14 protein-coding genes and 1 other annotated feature are annotated in these 24,178 nt (G+C 34.9%); of the genes, 9 read left to right on the top strand and 5 right to left on the bottom strand.

Going from position 1 to position 24,178, the window contains the following annotated elements:
• Positions 1 to 143: 143 nt before the first annotated feature.
• Together KHA96_RS20585 and KHA96_RS20580 are read left to right on the top strand one after the other, a co-directional pair.
• Positions 144 to 1,160 (top strand): SDR family oxidoreductase, encoded by a 1,017-nt coding sequence (locus KHA96_RS20585; protein WP_213131225.1) that lies wholly within the window; start codon positions 144 to 146, stop codon positions 1,158 to 1,160.
• A gap of 153 nt (positions 1,161 to 1,313) precedes the next feature.
• Positions 1,314 to 2,741, top strand: coding sequence for a polysaccharide deacetylase family protein (locus tag KHA96_RS20580; protein WP_213131224.1), 1,428 nt, complete (start codon positions 1,314 to 1,316; stop codon positions 2,739 to 2,741).
• Between the two features lie 123 nt (positions 2,742 to 2,864).
• Here the strand turns inward: KHA96_RS20580 and KHA96_RS20575 are convergent, their stop codons facing one another.
• Positions 2,865 to 3,035: a hypothetical protein gene (locus KHA96_RS20575; protein ID WP_213131223.1), complete on the bottom strand. Its 171-nt coding sequence runs from the start codon at positions 3,033 to 3,035 to the stop codon at positions 2,865 to 2,867.
• 469 nt (positions 3,036 to 3,504) lie between these two features.
• Between KHA96_RS20575 and KHA96_RS20570 the strand changes: the two genes are divergently transcribed.
• The 3 genes from KHA96_RS20570 (at position 3,505) to KHA96_RS20560 (ending at position 12,337) form a co-directional block, all read left to right on the top strand.
• Positions 3,505 to 10,392, top strand: coding sequence for a Cna B-type domain-containing protein (locus KHA96_RS20570; protein WP_213131222.1), 6,888 nt, complete (start codon positions 3,505 to 3,507; stop codon positions 10,390 to 10,392).
• A gap of 20 nt (positions 10,393 to 10,412) precedes the next feature.
• Positions 10,413 to 11,006, top strand: coding sequence for a class D sortase (locus tag KHA96_RS20565; protein ID WP_213131221.1), 594 nt, complete (start codon positions 10,413 to 10,415; stop codon positions 11,004 to 11,006).
• A gap of 200 nt (positions 11,007 to 11,206) precedes the next feature.
• A complete protein-coding gene (locus tag KHA96_RS20560; protein WP_349305821.1) occupies positions 11,207 to 12,337 on the top strand; it encodes a response regulator in 1,131 nt (376 codons plus the stop codon).
• A 47-nt stretch (positions 12,338 to 12,384) separates the two neighbouring features.
• Here the strand turns inward: KHA96_RS20560 and KHA96_RS20555 are convergent, their stop codons facing one another.
• Positions 12,385 to 15,303, bottom strand: a complete 2,919-nt coding sequence (locus KHA96_RS20555) for a hybrid sensor histidine kinase/response regulator (RefSeq protein WP_213131219.1) — start codon at positions 15,301 to 15,303, stop codon at positions 12,385 to 12,387.
• 275 nt (positions 15,304 to 15,578) lie between these two features.
• Positions 15,579 to 15,837, top strand: a binding site (T-box leader).
• A 73-nt stretch (positions 15,838 to 15,910) separates the two neighbouring features.
• Between KHA96_RS20555 and KHA96_RS20550 the strand changes: the two genes are divergently transcribed.
• On the top strand, positions 15,911 to 17,602 hold the full coding sequence (locus KHA96_RS20550; protein WP_213131218.1) for a 2-isopropylmalate synthase: 1,692 nt from the start codon (positions 15,911 to 15,913) through the stop codon (positions 17,600 to 17,602).
• 209 nt (positions 17,603 to 17,811) lie between these two features.
• Here KHA96_RS20550 and KHA96_RS20545 read toward each other — a convergent pair whose 3' ends face one another.
• Positions 17,812 to 18,408 carry a chloramphenicol phosphotransferase CPT family protein gene (locus KHA96_RS20545; RefSeq protein ID WP_213131217.1) on the bottom strand — a complete coding sequence of 199 codons (597 nt, stop codon included), beginning with the start codon at positions 18,406 to 18,408 and terminating at the stop codon, positions 17,812 to 17,814.
• Between the two features lies 1 nt (position 18,409).
• Complete coding sequence (locus tag KHA96_RS23425; protein ID WP_213131216.1) at positions 18,410 to 18,634, bottom strand: hypothetical protein; 225 nt, start codon at positions 18,632 to 18,634, stop codon at positions 18,410 to 18,412.
• Between the two features lie 221 nt (positions 18,635 to 18,855).
• On the opposite strand from KHA96_RS23425, the gene KHA96_RS20535 reads away from it, so the two are divergent.
• On the top strand, positions 18,856 to 19,551 hold the full coding sequence (locus tag KHA96_RS20535; protein ID WP_213131215.1) for an aspartate/glutamate racemase family protein: 696 nt from the start codon (positions 18,856 to 18,858) through the stop codon (positions 19,549 to 19,551).
• 240 nt (positions 19,552 to 19,791) lie between these two features.
• Positions 19,792 to 22,032 carry an ATP-binding cassette domain-containing protein gene (locus tag KHA96_RS20530; protein WP_213131214.1) on the top strand — a complete coding sequence of 747 codons (2,241 nt, stop codon included), beginning with the start codon at positions 19,792 to 19,794 and terminating at the stop codon, positions 22,030 to 22,032.
• Positions 22,033 to 22,198: 166 nt separating this feature from the next.
• Here KHA96_RS20530 and KHA96_RS20525 read toward each other — a convergent pair whose 3' ends face one another.
• Complete coding sequence (locus KHA96_RS20525; RefSeq protein ID WP_213131213.1) at positions 22,199 to 23,071, bottom strand: LysR family transcriptional regulator; 873 nt, start codon at positions 23,069 to 23,071, stop codon at positions 22,199 to 22,201.
• A 135-nt stretch (positions 23,072 to 23,206) separates the two neighbouring features.
• Here KHA96_RS20525 and KHA96_RS20520 point away from each other — a divergent pair, with 135 nt between their 5' ends.
• Positions 23,207 to 24,172 carry a DMT family transporter gene (locus KHA96_RS20520; RefSeq protein WP_213131212.1) on the top strand — a complete coding sequence of 322 codons (966 nt, stop codon included), beginning with the start codon at positions 23,207 to 23,209 and terminating at the stop codon, positions 24,170 to 24,172.
• Positions 24,173 to 24,178: the final 6 nt, after the last annotated feature.

Below are 24,178 nucleotides of genomic sequence, written 5' to 3'. Positions count from 1 at the left end.
AGAATATTAATGATAAGTCAAAAAATTGACTGCCCCAAATTTAAGAAGAGTAATCAAAGTATTAAACTACTTTAGTAGTAAACTTTAGGAAATCATCGTATGATGATAATAGAGTGGAAAATTGAATTATTCGGAGGGATAAAATGAAAGCGCTATTTATTGGCGGTACTGGTACGATCAGTTCAGCTATTACTGAACAATTGGCTCAAAGCGGTTGTGAACTCTATCTTCTAAATAGAGGTACGAGAAATGACATCTTGCCTGCAGGTGTAAATGTAATTACGGCTGATATTCACGATGAAGAAAAGGTTGCAGAACTTATAAAAGATCATGAATTTGACGTCGTTGCCGATTTTATCGCCTTTGTACCAGAACATGCGGAAAGGGATTATCGATTATTTAACGGTAAAACAAAGCAATATATTTTTATCAGCTCCGCATCTGCCTATCAAAAACCACTTTCTGATTATCGAATCACTGAAGGAACACCATTATCCAACCCATATTGGAATTATTCCCGCAACAAAATTGCTTGTGAAGAATATTTGATGAGGCAATATCGAGACAATGGTTTTCCAGTGACAATCGTTAGGCCAAGCCACACATATAGTGAACGATCTATTCCTCTCGGTGTCCACGGGAATAAAGGCAGCTGGCAAGTAGCAAAGCGGATGCTTGAAAATAAGCCAGTCATTATTCATGGGGACGGTACTTCGTTATGGACTTTGACCCATAATCGTGATTTTGCGAAAGGCTTTATTGGATTGATGGGGAATATTCATGCGATTGGAGAATCCGTACATATTACATCCGATGAATCGGTCACTTGGAATCAAATATACGAAATTATAGCGGATGCTTTAGGCGTGAAACTAAATGCTGTTCACGTTCCATCTGAATTTTTAGCTGCTTGCAGCACGTATGACTATGAGGGTGGGCTTATTGGGGATAAAGCAAATACTGTTGTTTTTGATAACTCCAAGCTAAAAAGACTTGTTCCTGATTTTTTAGCAACAACTAGAGTCGACCAAGGGATAAAACAAGTCGTACAACATATTTTAAAACTTCCTGAATTGCAAAGAGAAGATCCTGAATTTGACGCTTGGTGTGATAGAGTAATAGAAGCATTAGACGAAGCTATTATGAAAATAAAAGAATAGAGTATTTAATAAGCTATTGGGTAACTTTGCCTGGTAGCTTATTTCTTTTGTGGAAATTAAATGAAATATTAGTAATGTAATTGTAATAATAGTAAACATATAGTAACTTAAAAGATAGAGATTTATCGTTCAGGCAAAAGGGGTTTTGTATGTATGAAAAAGGGGATTTATAAAGTTTTAGCATGGATTGCAGCAATTATTGTTGTCGTTTTGGGAATTAATAAGTTGGTATATGCCACATATCCTTTAATGTCTAGTCCAGAACTTATTGAAGAGACAAGTTCAAAGTATCCAAATATTAATCTTACAACTTTTACGAAAGAAACGAAGGGATACACATATTCTCTTAGTAAACCGAGTACGAGCAGTGAAAAGATTAATAGTAAAATAGAAGAGTGGATTCAAAAAAAACAAGATACTTTTATAAAAGAAGCCGAAGGTAACAAGAAATTATTTAGAAAAACTCCACAAGCAGACCTCAATATACAAATGGAAACATACAGGATTTCTAAAAATATATATAGTTTAGTTTTCCACTCATATGAATACACTGGTGGGGCAAATGGAATAAACACCACAAAGGTATTCAATATCGATATTCAACGAGACCGTTTATTAAATATTGATGATTTACTTAATATAAATAAAGAAAATATGAAAGAATTCCAGAAAATCATATTGGAAGAGTTACAAAAAAATAAGGACATTGAACCTTATATTTTTCCAGAGGAATTGCAGATTTTAACTCAGCTAGAAAAATGGCAATGGTCCATTAATCAAAAAAACTTTACATTATATTTTGATGAGTATGAGATTGCAGCAGGAGCGGCGGGCGCGATAAAATTAAAGATTCCTATTGAAAAAATACAAGATTATTTTCAAGAAAACTTTAAAACCTTTTTGAAAATACCTAAAATAGAAGAACCAAAAAAAGAACCGGTCGCCCAAGAAGAACAAAAGAAGTTCAATAAAGAAGGAAAGTATGTAGCTCTTACGTTTGATGATGGTCCAAGTAAAAAAGTAACGCCACAAGTACTTAAAGTATTAAAAGAGAATAACGCAAAAGCAACCTTTTTTATGCTAGGAGTACAAGTAGACTATTATCCAGAACTTGCTAGAGAAATTGCGAAAGAAGGACATGAAATCGGTAATCATTCAAAAAGTCATCCTAATTTAAGGAATATGAGCAAAGAGCAAATTAGGAAAGAGTTAGATTACACGAACAATAAAATTAAAGAAGCTACGGGCATTGTCCCAAAACTAATTCGTCCACCTTACGGATCATATAATGATTTCGTCATCAAATATGCAAAAGACCATGACGATTCTATTATTCTCTGGTCCGTTGATTCATTGGATTGGAAAAGTCGAAATGCAAAGGCTGTTAATGATGTAGTACAAAAAGAGATTTCGAACGGGGCAATCGTTTTAATGCATGATATTCATCAAGAAACGGCGAATGCACTGCCACAGCTTTTAACAGCATTAGAATTGGAAGGATATCAATTTGTAACGGTATCGCAATTACTTGATTGGGAAGAAAAAAATGGAGTTGGACCGCATTTTGGAAGTATTAAATAAATATATTGTTGTTCTTCTAAGAGCAACTTAAAACTCCCTTAAGTTATTTGAGGGAGTTTTTTAATATGATCTATCATCGATCGAACTTTTGTCCTGTTTTGTCGCTTTTTAGCAGCTGTTTTTTCATAACTTTTCTGTTCGATACTTAGAATTATATTTCTCATTCTCCTTTATAAAATTCTCAATCCAACTACGCAAGAGTATTGATGGGTTTTGATCCACTTCTTTACAATGAGCAACAAACCTATCCTTTAAATCTTTTGAAATCCGGATGTTTAATTGGTACCTTTTCATGATAGCCTCCTTAATTAACTCTTTTTTATTATTTATAACAAAGACGTCTATACATTTTCTGAAAGTGTACGTTTTAGGATACAACGTTAATTTTGTATTTAAAAAATGCTCATATATTTAGTTGAAAAGGTTGGAGAAAATACAAAATAGGTAAAAAGAACTATTCGAAAAGTGTTCTTGTTTGTAACTTTTAATCTATTTTTATTTTAAAAAATAATTGTTATGAAATTTATATATTAAAATTAACCGTTTTCATTCTTGGAGAAAAAAGAGTCTAGGTATTTTTCATTATAAAAACCTAGACTTTTTTATTTTTTCTACTATTATTTTAGTTTTTATTCACTTTCAGAAATTGTTTAGAATGGTTGGTTAAAATTTTAATTTGGAATAAGTAGTAGTCAATAAAGTACATATTTATTTCGAGTATATTATTGGGTTTAAAACGAATTAAAAGGAGGGGAACTTTTAAATGAGAAAGAAATTAAGTATGATTGCCTTTATTATTGTTTTAGTTTCTAACACAATTCTCAGTGGAGCAGCACCACTAGTCGCAACAGCTGAGACCGTAAAGAAAAGTATATTTCAAAATGTAACTTTAACAGACGAAAAAGGCAATGTGATTGATTCTAATCAAAATCCAGCATTTCTTCCAAATATTGATACAACAGTGAATATACATTTTGATTGGTCATTAGCTGATTTAGAAGTAAGTGAAGGGGAGACATATTCCTATAAACTTCCAGTGCAAATGATTTCAAAAGAAGAAAACGGAAAGTTACTTACATCCGGGAATTTAGATATCGGTACTTACAATGTTGCTAATGATGGACTTGTGACAATTGTTTTCAATGAGGAAGCAGATATGAATGCCAATGGAATGCTGGCAATTAAAGCAAATTTTAATAAGGATGTTATTGGGGACAAAGAAACGGTTTCAATTCCTTTTACTTTTAATAATCAAGAAAAGGAAATTCCTGTTTCTTTCCAAGTAGATTCAAAACCGGAATCGGAAGCAGATCAGCAAGAAGATGAGACAAAACAAACTGAAGCAGCTGATGAAATAGACAAAGAGAAAGCTGAAGTTGCTACAGGGGCAACAGAAGAAGAGGCAGAAGATAAAGAAGAGGCTAAATCAAACTCAGATAAAAAAGTGTTAAACGCTGAAGTGAAACGTAACCCAAAACCAATCGCAGAAAATATCATTATAGATGGATCGCTCGTTTTAAAAAAGGTTGATGGATCATCCATTGAAGAAGGGGAAATGCTTGATCCTGCAGAAGGGTTGAGAATTGAATTTGATTGGGCATTATCTAACACTCATGATTATATTGCAGGTGATACATACGAATTACAATTACCTGAACAATTGGCAATTTATAATGAGATTAATGATGTACTAACAGACGGCAATACGGTTTTTGGAACGTATAAAGTAACTATAGATGGTAAGGTGCTATTTACTTTTAATGAACATATAGAAAAGGTCCCTAATGTTCACGGTCATTTCTATGTTCAAACTGAACTGAGCGAACAGAAAATCATAACGACAGAAAACATTCTAGAATTTAAAGTAAATGATAAAGTGATTAAAGAAATCCCCATAAATGTAAAACCGAAATACGGTCAAGCGATTGCTAAATCAGGGCAACCAGTTGGTGGTTCATTTAATGCAGCCGAAATTGCATGGACTGTAATTGTTAACACTTCAAGGGAATCGTTAGAAAATGCAATTATTCAAGATCCGATATTATCCGGTCAAGAATTAATTGTTGAATCCATTGTATTAAAGGAAGTTGAAGTAGATATAAATGGCAATGTGCTAAGAGAAAAAGACGGGACAGTTGCGCTTAATAATAATTCAACTAAAGAAAAATTAGAGTTGGAATTGGGCAATACAAATAAAGCATATAAACTTACATTTAGAACAAAAATTAAAGAAGACGAAAAAGATAAAGAAGGCGCAACTACGTATTATAATACAGCAAAGTTAGTTTCGGATAACAAGAAAAATGCAGAAAGTGGTTCATCCGTCTCCATTTCCCGCCCGAAATCACTTGAAAAAACATCTAGTGCCTTTAATAAAGGTGACCGTTCTATTGAATGGACAGTAAACGCGAATTTTACTGAAAAAGAGTTAAAAGCAGGAGAAACGATTACAGATGAATTTACTTTTAAGGTTGGTAACGATACCTTAAATAATATATTTGAAGTAGTAGACATTAAGATATTTCAAGTAGATTCTTTTGAGAATGGTAAGGTAAAAGATCAATCTCAAGCAAATGATTTATTTAACATCCATTTTGATGGGAATAAAGTAACGTTCACATTAAAAGAAGATACCAACAAAGCTTTTATTTTCAAATACAAAACAAAAGTTAAAGATGGAGCTTATATTACTGACGATGGTAATATAACAAACGAAGTTTTATTAAAAGGGAAGACAGCAAAAAGCAGCCAAGGTGTTTACCAGCAAGTCGGTAAAAAAAACCACGGTGAAATTAACTATAAAGATAAAACAATCGATTGGACCATTACTGTAAATGCAGATAATCAAGATTTACGCAACTTCGTTTTAACAGATAAGTTTCCTGGATCCGGTCAGAAACTAGTTCCAGGTACGATCAAAATTAGTCCAGAAGCAAGTGCACATATTACCGAAAACGAAGAAGGCTTTGTCATAAACTTTGGCAATATTACTAAAGCATATACCATCACATATCAAACTCAGTTTACGTATGATTTCGGTAGTGCAGAAACGAAGCCTATTTTTACTAATGGTTTACATTTATCCTATGAAACAAGTGATGAGGGTAAATACGAACTTGAAATTGAAGACAAAGTGGATCCTAATCATCAAACGAAGAATAATGGTGTCAAAAATGGTTCAGTAAATAATGAAACAAAAGAAATTACCTGGACTGTTGACATTAACTACAACCAACTAAGCCTAGAAGGTGCAAAATTCGTTGATAAAATTGCTAATAACCAAACATTGGTGAAAGGTTCGGTTCAAGTTTTTAAAACGACTATCGGAGAAAAAGGCGGAATAGCAGTAGGGGACGATGTAACAGAAAATTTTGCAGTAACTACTGATAACGATGAAATTAAGATTAATTTAGATGAAATTGTTCAAAGCTATCGTATTGTGTTTAAAACAGTCGATAAAGACGGCATCTACAACAGCAACGAAAAATATGAAAACACAGCACAGTTTATTCCGCGTGAAGGGGAAGAACATAATTTAAAAGCACATGTTACATTACCTCATCAAGGAGAGTTTTTAGGTAAAAAAGGTGTGCACAATATAGAGGATTGGACGATAGATTGGACAATCGAAGTGAATAAATCAAAATCTACGTTAACAGATATAATCGTAATAGATGACTTAGGTGATAAGAGTTCACAAGTATTACTAGAAGATTCGATCGAAGTTACAAAAGTAGGGTCCGATAAGCCTCTAGTTTTTGGTGAAGATTATGACCTAGTAGTAGATGATAACAAATTTACATTGAAAATTAAAGGTGAGACATCGGACACATACGTTGTTAAGTATTCCTCATATATTCTTGCTAAAGAAACTACTAACATAAAAAATAATGCTGAAGTAAAGTCAAATAATGAAGTAGTTGGGACGACTAAGAAGGAAGAATCTGTCCAAGTAAGAATCAGCTCTGGGGGTGGCCCTACTCAAGGTGGCACGGGTGAGTTAATCATTGAAAAAGTTGAAGACGGTTCTAACAAACCGCTTGCAGACGTTGCTTTCGTATTAAAAACAACAGTTGGCAATAAAGAAATTATCGTTCGCGAAGGAACTACGAATGCTAATGGAAAACTTCACTGGACTGGCCTAAAATATGGTACTTATACTTTAGAAGAGACCGTACCGGCTGGATATTTAGCCGAAACACCATTAACCATTGAGCTAAAATATGATGAGATGCCTGAAGGGATCAAAACGAAAAAAATTGTAAACAAGCGTCAAACAGGCTCGGCGAAAATAGTTAAGAAGGATGCTGTAACAGATGAGACTTTAGCAAATGCAACATTCAAAATAACTAATTTGGAAACAACTCAAGCCTATACATTTACAACAAATAATCAAGGTATTGCAGAAGCAAATGTTCCTTATGGTGAGTATTCTGTAAAAGAAATTATGGCTCCTCAAGGATATAAAATTGCATCAGAATTAAACAATATCAAGATTGAAATAGGTAAAACAACAGAAATTACTATTGATAACCATGCGATTGTCAATGTTTCCGGAGAGAAAAAATGGATCGATGGAGATGGAGAAAATCGTCCGGAATCTATCAAAGTTCAATTGTTAGATGGTGACACGGTTGTCGCAGAAAAAGCAGTAACAGCACGTGATAACTGGAAATACACATTTAATGCTTTACCGAAGTATGATAAAAATGGTAATGAAATCAACTATATAATCAAAGAAGTTCCAATAGATGGATACATTTCAGAAGTTGATGGTAATAATATCACCAATATTGAATTGATGGATATTTCTGGTGCGAAGACATGGAAAGATGGAAATTCAGCAAATCGACCAGAATCTATCAAAGTTAACTTACTTCGAAATGCAATAGTAGTTAATACTATTGAAGTAACAGCAAATGATGAATGGAAATACAGTTTCACAGATTTAGAGAAATATAATAATGAAGGTAAAGCATACGAATACGCTGTAAAAGAACAAAGTGTTCCAGGTTACAAATCAGAAGTTAATGGATTTGATATTAAAAATACTCGTTCTGAAAAGACATTTGTTGAAGTAACGAAAAGTTGGTTAGATGGTGAATCAAAAGACCGTCCAGATTCCATCACAGTTATTCTCTTTCAAAATGAAAAAGAAATTGACAGTGCAGAAGTAAGAGCTTCTGCTGACTGGAAGTATGTATTTACAGACCTTGAAGCCTACGATGAAAACGGAGTGGCATATGAGTACACTATTAAAGAAGAGCGTGTAGAAGGTTATGAATCAACAGTCGAAGGTTATGACATCATAAACCTCCGTGTTGGAAAAACCTTTGTGTCTGGAACGAAGACATGGAAAGATGATAACGCTGAAGGGGACCGTCCAGAGTCTATAACGGTAGAGTTACTTCAAAATGGAAAGGTAATAGACTCCAAGGAAGTAACAGCAACGGATTACTGGAAGTATAGCTTTACAGATTTAGAAGAATTTGACGAAAATGGAATAGCCTATAAATACACTGTACAAGAACAACCTGTAGATGGTTATCAATCAACAGTAAAAGGCTACGACATCACAAACGTCCGAGTTGGTATAACATCCGTAGAAGGTACAAAGACATGGAAAGACGATAATTCCAAAGATCGTCCGGAAATGATCAAAGTAAACCTCCTGCAAAACGGTGTAGTGGTGGATACACATGAGGTAACTGCAGATGCCGATTGGAAATACAGCTTCAAAGATTTGGACAAGTATGATGGGGAAGGCAAGGCATATGAATATGCTGTAAAAGAGCAAGGCGTTCTAGGTTATAAATCAGAGGTAGATGGCTTTGACATTACAAACACTAGATCTGATAAAACATCTGTTGTTGTCACAAAAGGTTGGAAAGATGATAACACCAAAGATCGCCCAAGCTCCATTACAGTAAACTTACTGCAAAATGGTGAAGTGATTAATACAGTGGAAGTAACTGCAGCTGCCGATTGGACTTATGAGTTCTCAGGTTTAGAGGCGTATGATGAAGATGGAGTTGCTTATGAGTACAATGTTGAAGAGGAAGCTATTGAAGGTTATGAAACGACGATAAACGGTTTTGACATCACAAACCTACGTGTTGGTAAAACATCCGTAGAAGGTACAAAGATATGGAAAGATGATAACTCCAAAGATCGTCCGGAAATGATCAAAGTAAATATCTTTCAAAATGGTGTTGTAGTTGATACACAAGAAGTGACAGCTGATTCTGACTGGAAATATAGCTTTACAGACTTAGCTAAGTATGATGAAGAAGGTAAAGAGTACGATTACTCAGTAAAAGAGCAAGGTGTTCCAGGTTATAAATCAGAGGTGGATGGCTTTGACATTACAAACACTAGATCTGATAAAACATCTGTTGCTATCACAAAAGGTTGGAAAGATGATGACTCCGAAGAACGCCCAGACTCCATTACAGTAAACTTGCTTCAAAATAGTGAAGTGATTGATACAGTGAAAGTAACTGCTGTTGACAATTGGACTTATGAGTTTTCTGATTTAGAAGCTTATGATGAAAATGGAGTTGCTTATGAGTACACTGTTGAAGAGGAAGCTATTGAAGGTTATGAAACGACAGTAGATGGTTACGACATTACTAACTTGCGTGTTGGAAAAGCTTCCGTAGAGGGTACAAAGACATGGAAAGACGATAACTCAAAAGATCGTCCAGAAGTGATTAAAGTTGACTTGCTACAAAACGGTAAAGTCATTTTCACTAAAGAAGTGAAGTTTGACACTGACTGGAAGTACAGCTTTACAGATTTAGACAAGTATGATGAAAACGGTAAAGCATACGAATATAGTGTAAAAGAGCAATCTGTAGAAGGTTATCAATCAACAGTAAATGGCTACGACATCACAAACTTACGTGTTGGTAAAACATCTGTAGAAGGTACAAAGAGATGGAAAGATGATAATTTCAAAGACCGTCCAGAAATGATCAAAGTTGACCTCCTGCAAAATGATAAAGTAATCGACACGAAGGAAGTAACAGCTGACACTGGTTGGAAATACAGCTTTACTGATTTAGAGAAGTATGACGAAGAAGGAAAGGCATACACTTATTCAGTGAAGGAACATGTTGTCGAAGGATATGAATCAATTGTTTCCGGGTTTGACATTACGAACGAGTTGATACTAGGCGATGTTAAATTGATTAAAGTCGATAGTAACAACAAAGAGATTACTTTAGAAGGTGCAGAATTCGAACTTCAGGATGGAGACGGTAATGTACTCATAAAGGGATTATCAACTGATAAAGCTGGTAAACTAGTTGTTGGAGACTTAAAACCGGGCAACTATCAGTTCGTTGAAACGCAAGCACCGTCAGGTTACGATCTAGATCCAACTCCAATCACATTTACGATTGAAAAAGGTCAAGAAGATATCTTAGTTATTGAGTTTGCTAATAAAGCGACGATTCCAGTAGTGCCGGAGCAACCAGAAAAGCCTAGTAAACCAGAACAACCTAGCAAGCCGGAAAAACCATCTAAAGATATTAACAAGCTCCCACAAACAGGGGAACAAACCTTGTTGTATATGATGATAATAGGCTTCCTATTCCTATCAATTGGTGGAGTACTTCTTTTACGCAGAAATAGAAAAGCAGAATAAAGATGAAAGGGGATGTCCTAATGAAAAATGCAAAATTAATAGTAGGCCTTGTATTTTTGGCAGCAGGACTAACCTTCATCTCCATTCCGCTTTATTACGAATGGCAACAAGGGAAAGAGTTGAGGGCTTTGGAGGAAGCCCTCTCTCTTATTTCAGAAGGTAATGGTGAATCTGTTGATCTTTCAAGTATTGATAATCTTTCTTTTACTGAAGATCAACTTAAGGATGTGATGGAATTAGAAATTCCGTCAATTAATCTAAAACAGAAAATCTTAGTAGAAACAACAGAAGAAAACTTACGAGTAGCATTAACACAATTAAAAAAAAACCAGAGTCCAGGAATTGGGAACTTTACCGTTGCAGGACATAGAGGTTATCGGGGTGAGCGCCATTTCAGTCGATTACCACAAGTATCTATTGGGGATAAAGTATTTTTACATACAGAAAAGCAGACATTTGTGTACCAAGTTACAAACAGAGAAGTTATTGATCCATCTTATGTAGAAATCCTAGATAATCATCAAGGAAAAAAAGAGATTACGATGATTACTTGTACTAAATCAGGATTTGATCGTATTGCTGTCGTGGGAGAGCTAATTGATAAAAATGACTAGCCTTAATAAACATCTTGTCAGAAGGAGTATTTAGTTTGGATGTTTCTTTGTCTTTGTAGAGTATTAAACATTGTTTTTATTGTGTCTACTTTTGTAACATTTACCACATCCTGGTGGAAGATGATGTTTATATACTTAGTCGCATGATCTATAATAAAGGTATATAGATATAGCACGAGTAGTAAAGGTGGGAAGTTTTGGTGAAAGTGATCCTTATTGATGATGAACCATTGGCCCTTGCTTACTTAGAGAAACTACTAGGTGAAATTGAAAATCTTACTATTATCGGAATGTATGGAGATCCAAGAAGAGCATTAGAGAGAATAAAGCATAAACGACCGGAAATTGTTTTTCTTGATATTGAAATGCCAGAGCTAAATGGAATGGAATTAGCGGAACAAATCCAAAATGAAATTCCGGAAATAAAAATTGTCTTCATTACTGCATATGATACGTATGCTGTAAGAGCATTTGATCTAAACGCAGTGGATTATATTGTAAAACCTGTGAAGCGCGATCGATTGCTACAAACAATTCGACGTTTTCCCGGAGTAGTTGATGCAAACACAGTCGAAGCGACTAAACCAATGATGGTTCGTTGTTTCCAAACGTTAAGCTTTTGTATATATGGCGACGAGTCACAAACTGTTAACGTTCATTGGCGAACATTTAAAGCCCGTGAACTATTTGCATTTCTGATTCAACATCGTAATCAGCCTGTCCGTAAAGATGTAATCTTAGATATGTTTTGGCCTGAAACGGATTGGAAGAAAGGCTTTCCCCAACTATATGCGACCATTTATCAAATTCGTAAAACATTACAATCTATCAATGTCAAAATAAGTATTACTAGTTCAGAAAATAGTTATAAACTTGTTTTTAATGATGTTTTATTAGATATAGATGTATGGGAAAAAAGAATGAATGAGTTACCTATTGTAACAAATGAAACGCTTCCGGAATATCAAAAGCTATTAAACTTTTATATTGGGGACTACTTAGCATCAGATGATTACTTATGGGCTGAAGGGGAGCGGGAACGATTTAGAGGCCTTTGGCTGCAACTTGTAAAAAAAGTAACTGATTACTTAGTCTTTAGAGGTAATTATTCAGAGGCTATTGTTCTTTATCATCGTGTCCAAACGATTCATCCTTATTTTGATGATAGCTATTTTATGCTTATGAAGCTATATGATGATTTAGGGGATCGGCCTTCAGTCGAGCAGCAATATGCGGAATATACTAAAATGTTACTGGACGAATTTGGATTAAAGCCTACGGATATAATTAAAACTTGGTATGATCGATGGAAATTAAAAAACCATAAATAAAAACAAAGGATGCGATTCATAAAAACAACATCCTTTGTTTCATTTTGTTAGTGAATAATCGGAACTTTGATTGTAATGTTGGTTCCATAATTAGGGGTACTAATAATTTCAAGCCCTTTGCCGAATATTTGTACTAAACGCTTATTTGTATTGCGCAAACCTACACCTGTTCCACTACGATCACTAAAAAGTATCTGCTCCAGCTTTTCTTCACTCATGCCAATACCGTTGTCCTTTATATTGATTATGGCTACTTCACCATGAGTTTTTATTCCAATGAAAATGGTACCGCCTTCCATACGTGATAACAGTCCATGTCTAACCGAATTCTCCACAAGAGTTTGTATTGAAAGCGGTGGAATTTGAATATTTATGGCATTATCTACATCCCAGATAACGTTTATTCTTTCTTTAAAACGTTCTTTTTCTATATATAAATAGGATTTTACTAATTCAAGCTCTTGTTCTATCGGAATAAGGCGCTCTAGATTTATCGGATCGAAGCTTTTTCGCAAGTAATGTCCAAATTCTTCAAGAAGTGCGGACATTCTTTTCGTATCTAATTCGCTTAAGGAAGTAATAGAATTAATTGTATTGTATAAAAAATGAGGTTGAATTTGTGCTTGCAGCCATGCCGCCTCCATGTAGAGCCTTTCTGAAATAGAATCGGTTAAATTAAGGAGTGCCTTAACTCTTGCGACTAGTTCCTGCTTTATAATTGGTTTCGTTACATAGTCATTGGCCCCAGATTCAAATCCTGCATATATATCCCTTGGTTGGCTTTTTGCCGTTAAAAATAAAATTGGCAATTCGGAGATAGAGAATTGTGTTCGAATAGAGCGCGTAAGTTCATAACCTGACATATTAGGCATCATGATGTCCGTGATAATCAAGCTCCATTCATCTTTATGGAGAAGTGACAAAGCTTGACTCCCACTAGTAACAGCTGTCACATGATAATGCTCCGAGAGTATGGACGATAGAATATGCAAATTAATCGGATCGTCGTCTACAACCAAAATTTTATTGTTGTGGTATATTTCTTTGTCGTTATGATTGTTTACGCTATATTCATCAGCAACTGCCACCTCATCCATAAATACAGCAAAGTTTGTCTGTTCCTGATCGTTTATCGTCACATCATTTATCACTATAGGTAAGGAAAAAGTAAAAATGGATCCTTTATTACGAATAGATTCGACATGAATGAACCCGCCATGTAATTCAACAAGCTGTTTGGAAATGGATAATCCTAGTCCAATACCACCTTCGACGCCAGACTCTCCTTGAATATATGGTTCGAATATAGCCTCTTTAGTAGCTTCGTCCATACCTATACCAGTATCTTCAATATGAATTAAAACCATGTCGTTTTTAATATCGGCTCGAACGATTATATTTCCTTCATTCGTATTTTTCAATGCATTGTGCAAAAGATTGACTAATATTTGACTTAGTCGGTTTTCATCTGCTTTCACTGTAGGAAATGATGTGGGAATCTTGTTTACTATTCGTATGTCTCTATTTCCAATCATATATTTCATCATATCTATTACAATTGAAGTGGCGATATGCAAGTCAACATCTTTCTTATTTAGCCTTATAACCCGTTCCTTTAAACGTGAAACATCGATTAAGTCATTTAATAATAACGATAGTCGTTGTCCAGTGGTGGTGAGCAATTCTAAATTATATTTATTTTTACTAGATAGCTTATTTCCTTCACTATCTGAAATAGCCTGAGCCATGTTGACGATTACATGCAGTGGAGTACGTAATTCATGTGAAGTTTTCGTTAAAAATTCATCTTTTTTCTTATCTTCTTCTTGTAGATGAATAACTATTTTTTCATTCTCATCACTTATTCGAAAAAATCCCTTGAACCAAAAAATAGACAGAGCAAGAAAGGTGAAGACTAAATCTATTGGATAAAACGTAAATATTTGAGTACTTTCGCTTTTTATTGATCCCCATATTGCACTTGAGGCAACAGATATTGCCGCCAACAGGAGAAAAACACTATCCTTCTTATCTTTTTTTAGAAACTTTATAAAGTAATAGACGATTACAGCATAGTTTAAAACACCAGTTAATAGGTAAATGGGCTGGGTAAGTTTTACATAAACAAACGGGATTAATAAGCAATAGGAAATCCGGAAGTAATTAAATATAATTAAAGCAGTCATTATCTTACTTTTCTTCTCCGATATAAGAGACTTTGTAATTAGAAGTAATAATAAACTTAAAAACGAATAAAACAATAACAGAAGTCTAATTGACCATTCATAACTAATTGGAATCCATTGGAGGAGTAATTTATCGTCATCCATCGAAGTTGCAAATGCCATAAGAAAAACAGCAATGGCAAAATAAAGAATTTCTTTATTTTTTCTTCTAAGTAAATAAAAAATACATGCGTATAATCCATGTAAAATCATGATAATACAAACCATATATTGTAAAGCTATAGACATATTGTATAATTTCTTAATTGCAAAGTTGCTACCGAATAAAATGGATTTATGGATTCCCCCTTTGAAATCTGATACTTGGTTTTGGGATGAAATCAAGATTTCAATATTGTTTCCGTTATTGATCGAAAATGTTTTGGAAAAAGGAATGAATTGGGCCTGCTTTAATGTAAGGTCTTCCGTAGGGCGGCCATTTTGACTAACTAGTTTTCCATTTACGAATATTTTTGATGCAGTTTTGATTACTGGAAAACGAATTCCATATAACTGATCGACATCCTCATTTACTAATATTTTTAGTCGATACGTACCTCGGCCATTTGTTGGGCCTAAGTTTTTATGGCTAGTCCCTGGTACGGTGATTAAGTTGCTAGTTTCTCTTTTTGAAGATTGAACAATGTCATTTGGTGAGAGAAATAAATCAGGATAGAACTCCCACTCTCCGTCTAAGGCAATTGGCTTATTGTTAGCAATATCCCAATTCCGTAAATCCAAAACACCATTTGTGATCTTTAGGGGTCCAGGATTTATATGAGCGGTATACCAGATAACTCTAAAAGTAGTGATTAGGAAAATAAAACTACATACTATAAGAAATGTTTTATTATAAAATAATTTCTTTATCATCTTTGTAAAATGATCCTCTCAAAGTAATTCAGTATATAAATAATTATACAATACAAATATTTCCTATTAAGGTAATAAATTTTTCAAATTTCATAAAAGAAGCTTGCACTCTTCACTTTCATTTGATATAATTTTAAAAATATTTAAATGCGACGAAGAGGAATAGTAGGACTTTTGAAACGACAAGAGAGCTGTTGGTTGGTGCGAAACAGCCGTTGATTAATCCGAACTCGCCTTGAAGCAGCCCACTGAAATGGAATAAGTAGGTGGGGACGGAGCCTAACCGTTAAAGTAGGGGGATATAAGGTTTTTTAAAAAACCCGTATCTACCTGAGTGCATATCATCGATGATATGAATTAGAGTGGTACCGCGAAAAGATAACAAAGTCTTTCGTCTCTATATAAATAGAGGTGAAGGGCTTTTTTTATGGTGAAAATGCATATATTCAGATATAGCGAAAGGGCGGTTGTCAAAATGAAAAATGTGGATAAGTATGCGAGAGGTTACTTTATGCCTCCAGAGGCAAGTATGAATTGGGCGAAAAAGGAATACATTACGGAAGCACCTACATGGTGCAGCGTCGATCTACGAGATGGAAATCAGGCGCTTGTTGTTCCGATGAATCTTGAGGAAAAACTTGAGTATTTTCAATTGCTTGTCCAAATTGGTTTTAAAGAAATTGAAGTCGGTTTTCCAGCAGCGTCAGAAACTGAATATACTTTTTTGCGTACTTTAATTGAAGATAACTTGATTCCTGATGATGTCACGATTCAAGTATTGACCCAATCAAGAGATCATATTATTAAAAAGACATTTGAATCGCTGCAAGGTGCGAAAAGTGCGGTTGTTCACCTGTATAATTCCACTTCGGTGGCCCAGCGTGAGCAAGTTTTTAGAAAGTCAAAAGAAGAAATTGCTGAAATTGCGGTATCAGGTGCAAAGTTATTGCAAAAATATGCGGCTGAAACAGAAGGAAACTTTAAGTTTCAATACTCTCCTGAGAGCTTTACTGGAACGGAAATAGATTTTGCGCTTGAGGTGTGCAACCAAGTACTTGATGTATGGCAGCCAACTTCTGATAATCAAGTAATTATTAATTTACCTGCGACTGTTGAGATGTCAATGCCTCACGTTTATGCGAGTCAAATTGAATACATGAGCAATAACTTAAACTACAGAGACAATGTAATATTGTCACTTCATCCTCATAATGACAGGGGAAGCGGGGTTGCCGACGCAGAGCTGGGACTTCTTGCTGGCGGGGAGAGAATTGAAGGAACTCTGTTTGGAAATGGCGAACGAACTGGGAATGTGGACATCGTAACACTTGCTTTGAACTTATATTCCCATGGAGTGGATCCTAAACTTAACTTTGAAAACATTCTTGAGATCAAAGAAGTATATGAGCGCATGACGAAAATGAAGGTGAATGAAAGACAGCCATATGCAGGTAAACTTGTATTTGCAGCTTTTTCTGGTTCACACCAAGATGCAATCGCCAAAGGAATAAAATGGCGAGAAGAAAACGAATGCGATACATGGACAGTTCCATATTTGCTCATCGATCCTATGGATATTGGAAGAGAGTATGAAGGAGACGTTATCCGCATTAACAGCCAGTCCGGAAAAGGCGGAATTGGTTATGTCCTTGAGCAGCAGTATGGATTTGATTTGCCTCCAAAAATGCGTGAAAGCTTTGGATATGTTGTGAAAAATGAATCAGACCAAATGCAAAAAGAGCTTCTGCCAAATGAAATATATAGTATCTTTACGAAAGAATATGTAAATATTTCTGCACCTGTCGAGTTTGTTCGCTATCGTTATACTCAATCAGATGATTTTGAAACACTCGTTACCGTAAAGATTAATGACGAAATGGAAGTATTGACGGGCGAAGGAAACGGTAGACTAGATGCAATAAGCAATGCCCTACAAAAGAGACTTGGAATTCAATATACTGATTTAGTTTATAAGGAGCATGCTCAAGAAATTGGATCAAGATCGAATGCTGTATCATACGTAGGGATTGCTGCTTCTGATGGTACAGTGTATTGGGGTAGTGGAATTGATGCGGATATAATGACCTCGTCTGTTAAGGCGCTTTGCAGTGCGGTTAATAACTTATTAAAAGAGTTGGCGGTTAGTAAGGTGTCAGTGGATATATAGAAATTAAGATTCGATAAAACATTCGTAGGTTTTTATCCAGAGCAAACTTAAAAAAAAGCAGATAAAATAAAGAGTTCTACATATTGTACATGACTAATATGTGGAGCTCTTTTTGTTTAACTATCGTGTCCCGTTAGCGAAATTCTGAAATCCCTCAGGAAGACCGGGGGGGGCGATTTGATTATGGTGTTATCTAATGGATATGCCATCTAGGAAACACTAACATTTCTTTTACTTAATTCCTTAAATACCGAGTAATCCTTATCGGACTTTATAAAACTTAATATTTTTTCGGCACATTCTATTGGATTCAAATCTTCAGTATTTACTTCAAGATCATATTCATTAAAGCAATATACTTTGCTGAACTGTGAAGCTGCTAGTCCAATCTTTCTATCGCCTCTTATTTGCTCTCTTCTTATGAGTTCTTCTTTCGAGCATATTACACCTATAAATAATGTGGGCTGATCAGAAAATACATCAAGACATTCATTAAACCACTTGTCATTCTCGATTACGGTATCTACTATTACATTCAAACCCATTTCTGAAAACAATTTAACTGTCGAATAGAACATTGATACTATGGGATCAAAAATTATTTGTGCGACAACGTGGTCATCAACTTCTCTTGTAGGTTCAATATCCGGAAATTTTTTATCAATAAATTCATTGAAATTATAAAAAAAATCATCTATTGATAAATGATGAAAAAGAATTTCTTTCTGATTTACCAGTTCAATAGAAATACTGGTCTTTCCTGAACTTGAAGTTCCATTCAATAATACAATCATTCCTTGCTTCAAACTAATCACCCTTACATATAAGATTTGCGTATCTTTCAGATAACGTTATAATCACATATTTAATAAAATGATCCAACTCATAAAATATTCGAGAAACGATCGAATTATCCTGCCCTGTTCGTATTATCAAATAGTCACGAGCAACAGCAAGAATATTTGCTAACTCATCATCAACCGGAATACGGTGTCCTTTCACATACGTTTTTTCAATATCAATTTGAATCAATTATTGACCATTGAGTTTGACTAAACAATCCCGTAGTTAAGCATAATATCAGATATTCCAAGACATGTTTTAAATGCTATCCAAACTACATATATCATGATGATTCGTTCCAGATGAGTGCCATTAATGTATTTTGATTTTTCAGAACACTTAATGTTTCTTTCCTAAGTCTATGGTATAGTAAATAAGGAATTAATAATGAATATCAGGGAGGGAATGAAATGAAAAAACTTGGAATGATAGGTGGACTAGGACCGGAGTCAACAATAGATTACTACCAAACGATTATTACTAAATATCAGGAAAGAGTTGGTAGTAAAGAAGTACTGCCTGAACTTTTTATTAACAGCATTAATATGTACCGCGTTTTCGAGTTAATCGATCAAAGCAATCTGGAAGGGTTAGCGGATTATTTGGTGGAAGCAGTTCAGAAGCTGGAACAAGTTGGGTCAGATTTTGCGATTATCTCTGCCAACACACCGCATATTGTGTTTGAGCAAGTTCAAAATCGTGTGCAAATTCCTCTGTACAGTATTGTTGAAGAAACGTATGAGAAAGCTCGAGAATTGGGATTGGCTAAAATTGGGCTAATCGGGACTAAGTTTACTATGGAACATGATTTTTTCAAGACGCCATTTACCTCTCAGGGAATAGAAATAGTAGTGCCAACAACATCAGAACAACAGTATATTCATCAGAAAATAGTTGAAGAGCTGGAGAATGGAATTGTCAATCAAGCAACGAAACAACAGTACTTACATATTATTAAGAAAATGATACAACGAGAGCAAATACAAGGAATTATATTAGGCTGCACGGAATTGCCAATGATTATTAAAGAAGAAGACTTAAATATACCACAATTAAATACAACTGAGATTCATATTAATAGAATCATGAATTTGATGTTTAGTTGATGATTAAAAGCTAGTTGTGTGTTTGACACTATTAAGAAAAAATTGAAGGTACTGAGTCCTTTCATATAATTCAATCTTTCACTTTTTTTGAGTATGGATATCCATTAGACTTGTTTGGAAAAGATATAGAAAGAATTATGGATGAAAAAAGTAGTTGAGGCTTAAAATGGATTTATTCGAACTAATAGTGATTTTCATATAACTGCAGTGAGAAAGGGATATTGAAGGAGAAGATAAAAAATGAATCAGGAGTTTATTGAAGTTATTAATGGAAGAGAAAATAATTTGAAAGATATTTATGTGCAGATTCCTAAGGGGAAAATTACTATTTTTACTGGGGTATCCGGGTCAGGGAAGTCATCCATAGTTTTTGATACGATTGCTCAAGAGGCAGGACGCCAGCTAAATGAAACGTTTAGTAGTTTTGCGCGTCAGTTTTTGCCAAAATATAGACGACCTGAAGCTGATGAGATTAATAATCTTTCTACTGCAATCATAGTTGACCAAAAGCGGCTTGGTGGAAACGCAAGATCTACGCTTGGGACTGCAACCGATATTAATCCTTTATTAAGACTACTTTTTTCACGGTTTGCCGAACCACAAATTGGTTATAGCAATGCTTATTCCTTCAATGATCCAATTGGGATGTGCCCAAATTGTGAAGGAATTGGTAGAACGATAACGTTAAACCTCGATGCAGCACTAGATAAGGAAAAATCCTTAAATGAAGGGGCCATATTACTTCCTGGGTTTGGACCCGGGACATGGCAATGGAAAGCATATGCTAATTCTGGTTTCTTCGACAATGATAAAAAGATCAGGGATTATACAATAGAAGAATTCGAAAAGCTTGTGTATGCTGAGGAGGAAAAAACTGTTGTCAGTTATATGAATGAAGAATTTAATACAACTTATGAAGGCTTAGCTGTAAAATTTACGCGACAAAATATCAATAGAGATAAAGACACCTCAAAAGCAGCCGAGAAAAAGCTAAAAGAATTTACAACAACAGGTACATGCCTTAGCTGCCAAGGAACACGTTACAATGAAAAAGTCTTGTCATCTAAATTTAAGGGCCATTCGATTTATGACCTAACTGCCATGCAGCTAGATGAGTTAAGTGATGTTCTTCAACAATTCGATGATCCAAATGTAAAACCAATTGTAGACGGGATTCTAAATCGAGTGGAAAATCTTTGCGCTATTGGTTTGAGTTATTTGACATTGACAAGAGAAACTCCGACTTTATCTGGCGGTGAGTCTCAAAGGGTTAAAATGGTGAAGTATTTGTCCAGCAACTTAATTGGATTAATGTACATATTTGATGAACCAAGCACTGGACTTCACCCACGTGATGTTTACCGCTTAAATGAATTACTTGCTAAATTACGTGATAAGGGAAATACGGTTTTAGTAGTAGAACATGATCCAGATGTCATACATATAGCCGATCATATCATCGATGTTGGCCCAAAAGCGGGTGCTGCCGGAGGGCATATAATGTTTAGTGGAAGTTATCAGAGGTTATTGTCTTCTGGTACACTAACTGCTCAATTTTTAAACAAGAGACTGGAGCTGAATACAAATCCAAGACGAGCTATTGAGTTTTTAGAAAGTAAAAAAAGTAGTCTCCACAATTTGAAAAATGTCAGTATACGCGTACCAGTCGGTGTTTTTACCGTTGTTACCGGTGTAGCAGGTTCTGGTAAAAGTACACTTGTTAACGAAGTGTTTGCGAAAAATTTTCCAGAAGCTATTCGAATTGATCAAAGTCAAGTACATGGTAATATTCGTTCTAATCCGGCAACCTATACTGGAATAATGAATTCGATTCGAAAAGCTTTTTCTGATGCGAATAATGTGGAGAGTGGGTTATTTAGCTATAACTCAAAAGGGGCCTGCGAAACATGTGGTGGAACGGGAACGGTGGAGCTTAATTTGTCTTTTATGGATAAAACGGAAATGGAATGCAGTGAATGCAACGGCAATCGTTATAAACAAGAAGTGCTCCAATACGTGTATAAAGGGAAAAATATTGTAGAGATTATGGAGATGTCAGTGGCGGATGCTGCGGAATTTTTTGAAACAGCAGATATTAAGCGACAGCTGAAAAGCATGGCAACCGTTGGACTTGGGTATTTGGCTTTGGGTCAACCACTAAATACTTTATCTGGTGGGGAAAGTCAAAGACTGAAACTGGCAAAAGAACTAAATAAGAAGGGCAATATATATATTTTAGATGAACCGACAACAGGATTGCATCTTTCAGATGTCACTAATATTCTACTAATTATTGAAACATTAGTTGAAAAGGGTAATACAGTGATTGTTATCGAGCATAATCTGGATGTTATTCGAAACAGTGATTGGATCATTGATTTAGGTCCTGATGGTGGTTCTGGAGGTGGAGAAATTTTATATGAAGGACTGCCAGCAGACCTTATTAATTGTGAACGCTCTGTAACTGCGAAATATATATAAGTGAATCAACAAGCAGCAACTTATATAAAACACTTAAAAATATGATTACTAATTAAAGTAACGAGACAAGTCTAATATCTTGTCTCGTTCTTTTTAATTATATTAATAATGGCTTAAATTCTGTAGGAAACAGTCCGACGTTATCATATTAACTGTCAACTTGCCCTTAATCGTCAAAAATAATTCCTTGTCTATTGGATTCGATTGTTTCAATAAATTTTTCGATTGTAGGTGTCAAGTAGGCATCGGCTCTTCTTATAAAAACAGTTTTTATCTTACTATATTGCTCTGGGAGCTTGTGAAATTGAATAAGTCCATCTCTTTCCAATTGCTCAACTTCTGACTTTGGGACGAATGCAATGCCAAGTCCCATAACAGCGCTGCGCAAAATCGTTTCTAACGTTCCGAATTCCATAATCTTTTTAGGGGCAAGGTTTTGATCTTTATACCATTCTGCGAGACGTGCGCGGTATCCGCAGCCTTTGCTAAAACATAAAATAGATTGTTCTTTTAGCTCTTCTAGAGTGGAAACGCGAGTATCAGATATTAATACGAGCTCCTCTTGGAATACTTCATGTGACACAAGGTCGGGATCAGAATCTAATTCTGTAATGAAAGCACCATCCAACTTATGATTCAATACATCCTTTACTAAGTTTCTAGTAACTCCAGTAAATACGGATAAGTCGACATCTTTATATTTTTTAATATAGCTAGACAAAATAATTGGTAAATGGCTGACCGTTTCTACTGTACCAATTTCTAATTTTCCAGATGGTTCATTAATAGTTTGAACAGCCATTTTCATTTCTTCTTTTAATAATAATATTTTTTTACTATAGGTTAATAGTTTTTTCCCTTCTGGTGTTAAGCTCATACCTCGTCTATGTCGATTAAATAACGGAGTATTCATTTCTGATTCTAACTTGCGAATTCTAGATGTAATATTTGATTGCACATAATTTAACTCTTTTGCTGCTTCCGTAATGGTGCCTTTTTGTGCAATCAATTGAAAAATCTCTAAGTCTTTAAATTCCACTATTAATCCTCCTGATTATTCCGTATTCATATGATATCACGAAAAATGATAGTAAATCATCTATAACATTCATTTTACAAGATATCAAAAAGATCAGATAATGGAATCTGTTATTATTTGGGGAGGAAGAAAGACTTGAGAAAAAGTGTATTATGGGGAGCTGTTTTGTGCTTTATTGCTGCAGTTTCATGGGGAGCAATGTTCCCTGTCGCACATGCAGCATTCAAACATATTGATCCTTTTTATTTTACCATCATTCGATACGGTGCTGTTACGATCATTTTGGCAGCGATGCTTTTCTGGAAAGAAGGAAAACAAGCTTTTCGGTTTGAAGGGAAAGGTCTGCAATTATGGTTTTTTGGTACAATGGCATTTACGGTCTATAATCTATTTATCTTTTGGGGAGAAGACTTAATGGGTGAATCAGGAGTAATGGTTGCATCCATTATGGAGTCACTAATGCCGATGATTTCCATTGTAATATTATGGATGATTTTTAAAAAACGTCCTCATTTTTTTACATTAATTTGTGTCATCGTATCATTGATCGGTGCGATATTAGTCGTTACAAAAGGTGATATTAAAGCATTTTTAGGTGCCACAGAAGACTTTATCCCATCCATACTCATATTGATTGCAGTTATTGGATGGGTACTTTATACAATGGGTGGAAGTGAGTTTACTAGTTGGTCCGTTTTGCGGTATTCAACGTTAAGCTGTTTACTTGGAACGATAACAGCTGTTGTGATTGTATTTGGAGCAACACTATTTGGATACATATCTTTTCCAACAGAAGAAGTGATCATAGCGACTACTCCGCATTTATTGTTCATGATCATCTTTCCTGGCTTCATTGCATTGCTCGGTTGGAATATTGGAGTTAGTATTTTATCACCAATAAATGCACTTTTATTCATTAACTTTGTTCCCGTAACTACACTCTTAGTTTCAATTTTTCAAGGGAATAATGTAACTATGTTTGATATTGTAGGCACTGTTTTCATTATCATTTCACTGCTGGCTAATAATATTTTTGTTAGGTTGCAAAAGAAAGAATATAAGCGGCCTATTCGGACAAATTTACGTGAGCGGGTATCTTAGCCAACT

The sequence above is a fragment of the Bacillus sp. FJAT-49711 genome (assembly GCF_018343715.1).
Lineage (GTDB): Bacteria > Bacillota > Bacilli > Bacillales > Bacillaceae_C > Lederbergia.
The sequence above is the reverse complement of the archived record's forward strand: the minus strand, read 5'-3'. Positions and strand labels throughout refer to the sequence as shown.

What these genes read in the sequence shown, in the direction of transcription:
- KHA96_RS20535 (WP_213131215.1), top strand. Translation starts at nt 18,856, where the DNA reads ATGAAAAAACTTGGAATGATAGGTGGACTAGGACCGGAGTCAACAATA.
- KHA96_RS20565 (WP_213131221.1), top strand. Translation starts at nt 10,413, where the DNA reads ATGAAAAATGCAAAATTAATAGTAGGCCTTGTATTTTTGGCAGCAGGA.
- KHA96_RS20585 (WP_213131225.1), top strand. Translation starts at nt 144, where the DNA reads ATGAAAGCGCTATTTATTGGCGGTACTGGTACGATCAGTTCAGCTATT.
- KHA96_RS20570 (WP_213131222.1), top strand. Translation starts at nt 3,505, where the DNA reads ATGAGAAAGAAATTAAGTATGATTGCCTTTATTATTGTTTTAGTTTCT.
- KHA96_RS20580 (WP_213131224.1), top strand. Translation starts at nt 1,314, where the DNA reads ATGAAAAAGGGGATTTATAAAGTTTTAGCATGGATTGCAGCAATTATT.
- KHA96_RS20575 (WP_213131223.1), bottom strand. Translation starts at nt 3,035, where the DNA reads ATGAAAAGGTACCAATTAAACATCCGGATTTCAAAAGATTTAAAGGAT.
- KHA96_RS20530 (WP_213131214.1), top strand. Translation starts at nt 19,792, where the DNA reads ATGAATCAGGAGTTTATTGAAGTTATTAATGGAAGAGAAAATAATTTG.
- KHA96_RS20550 (WP_213131218.1), top strand. Translation starts at nt 15,911, where the DNA reads ATGAAAAATGTGGATAAGTATGCGAGAGGTTACTTTATGCCTCCAGAG.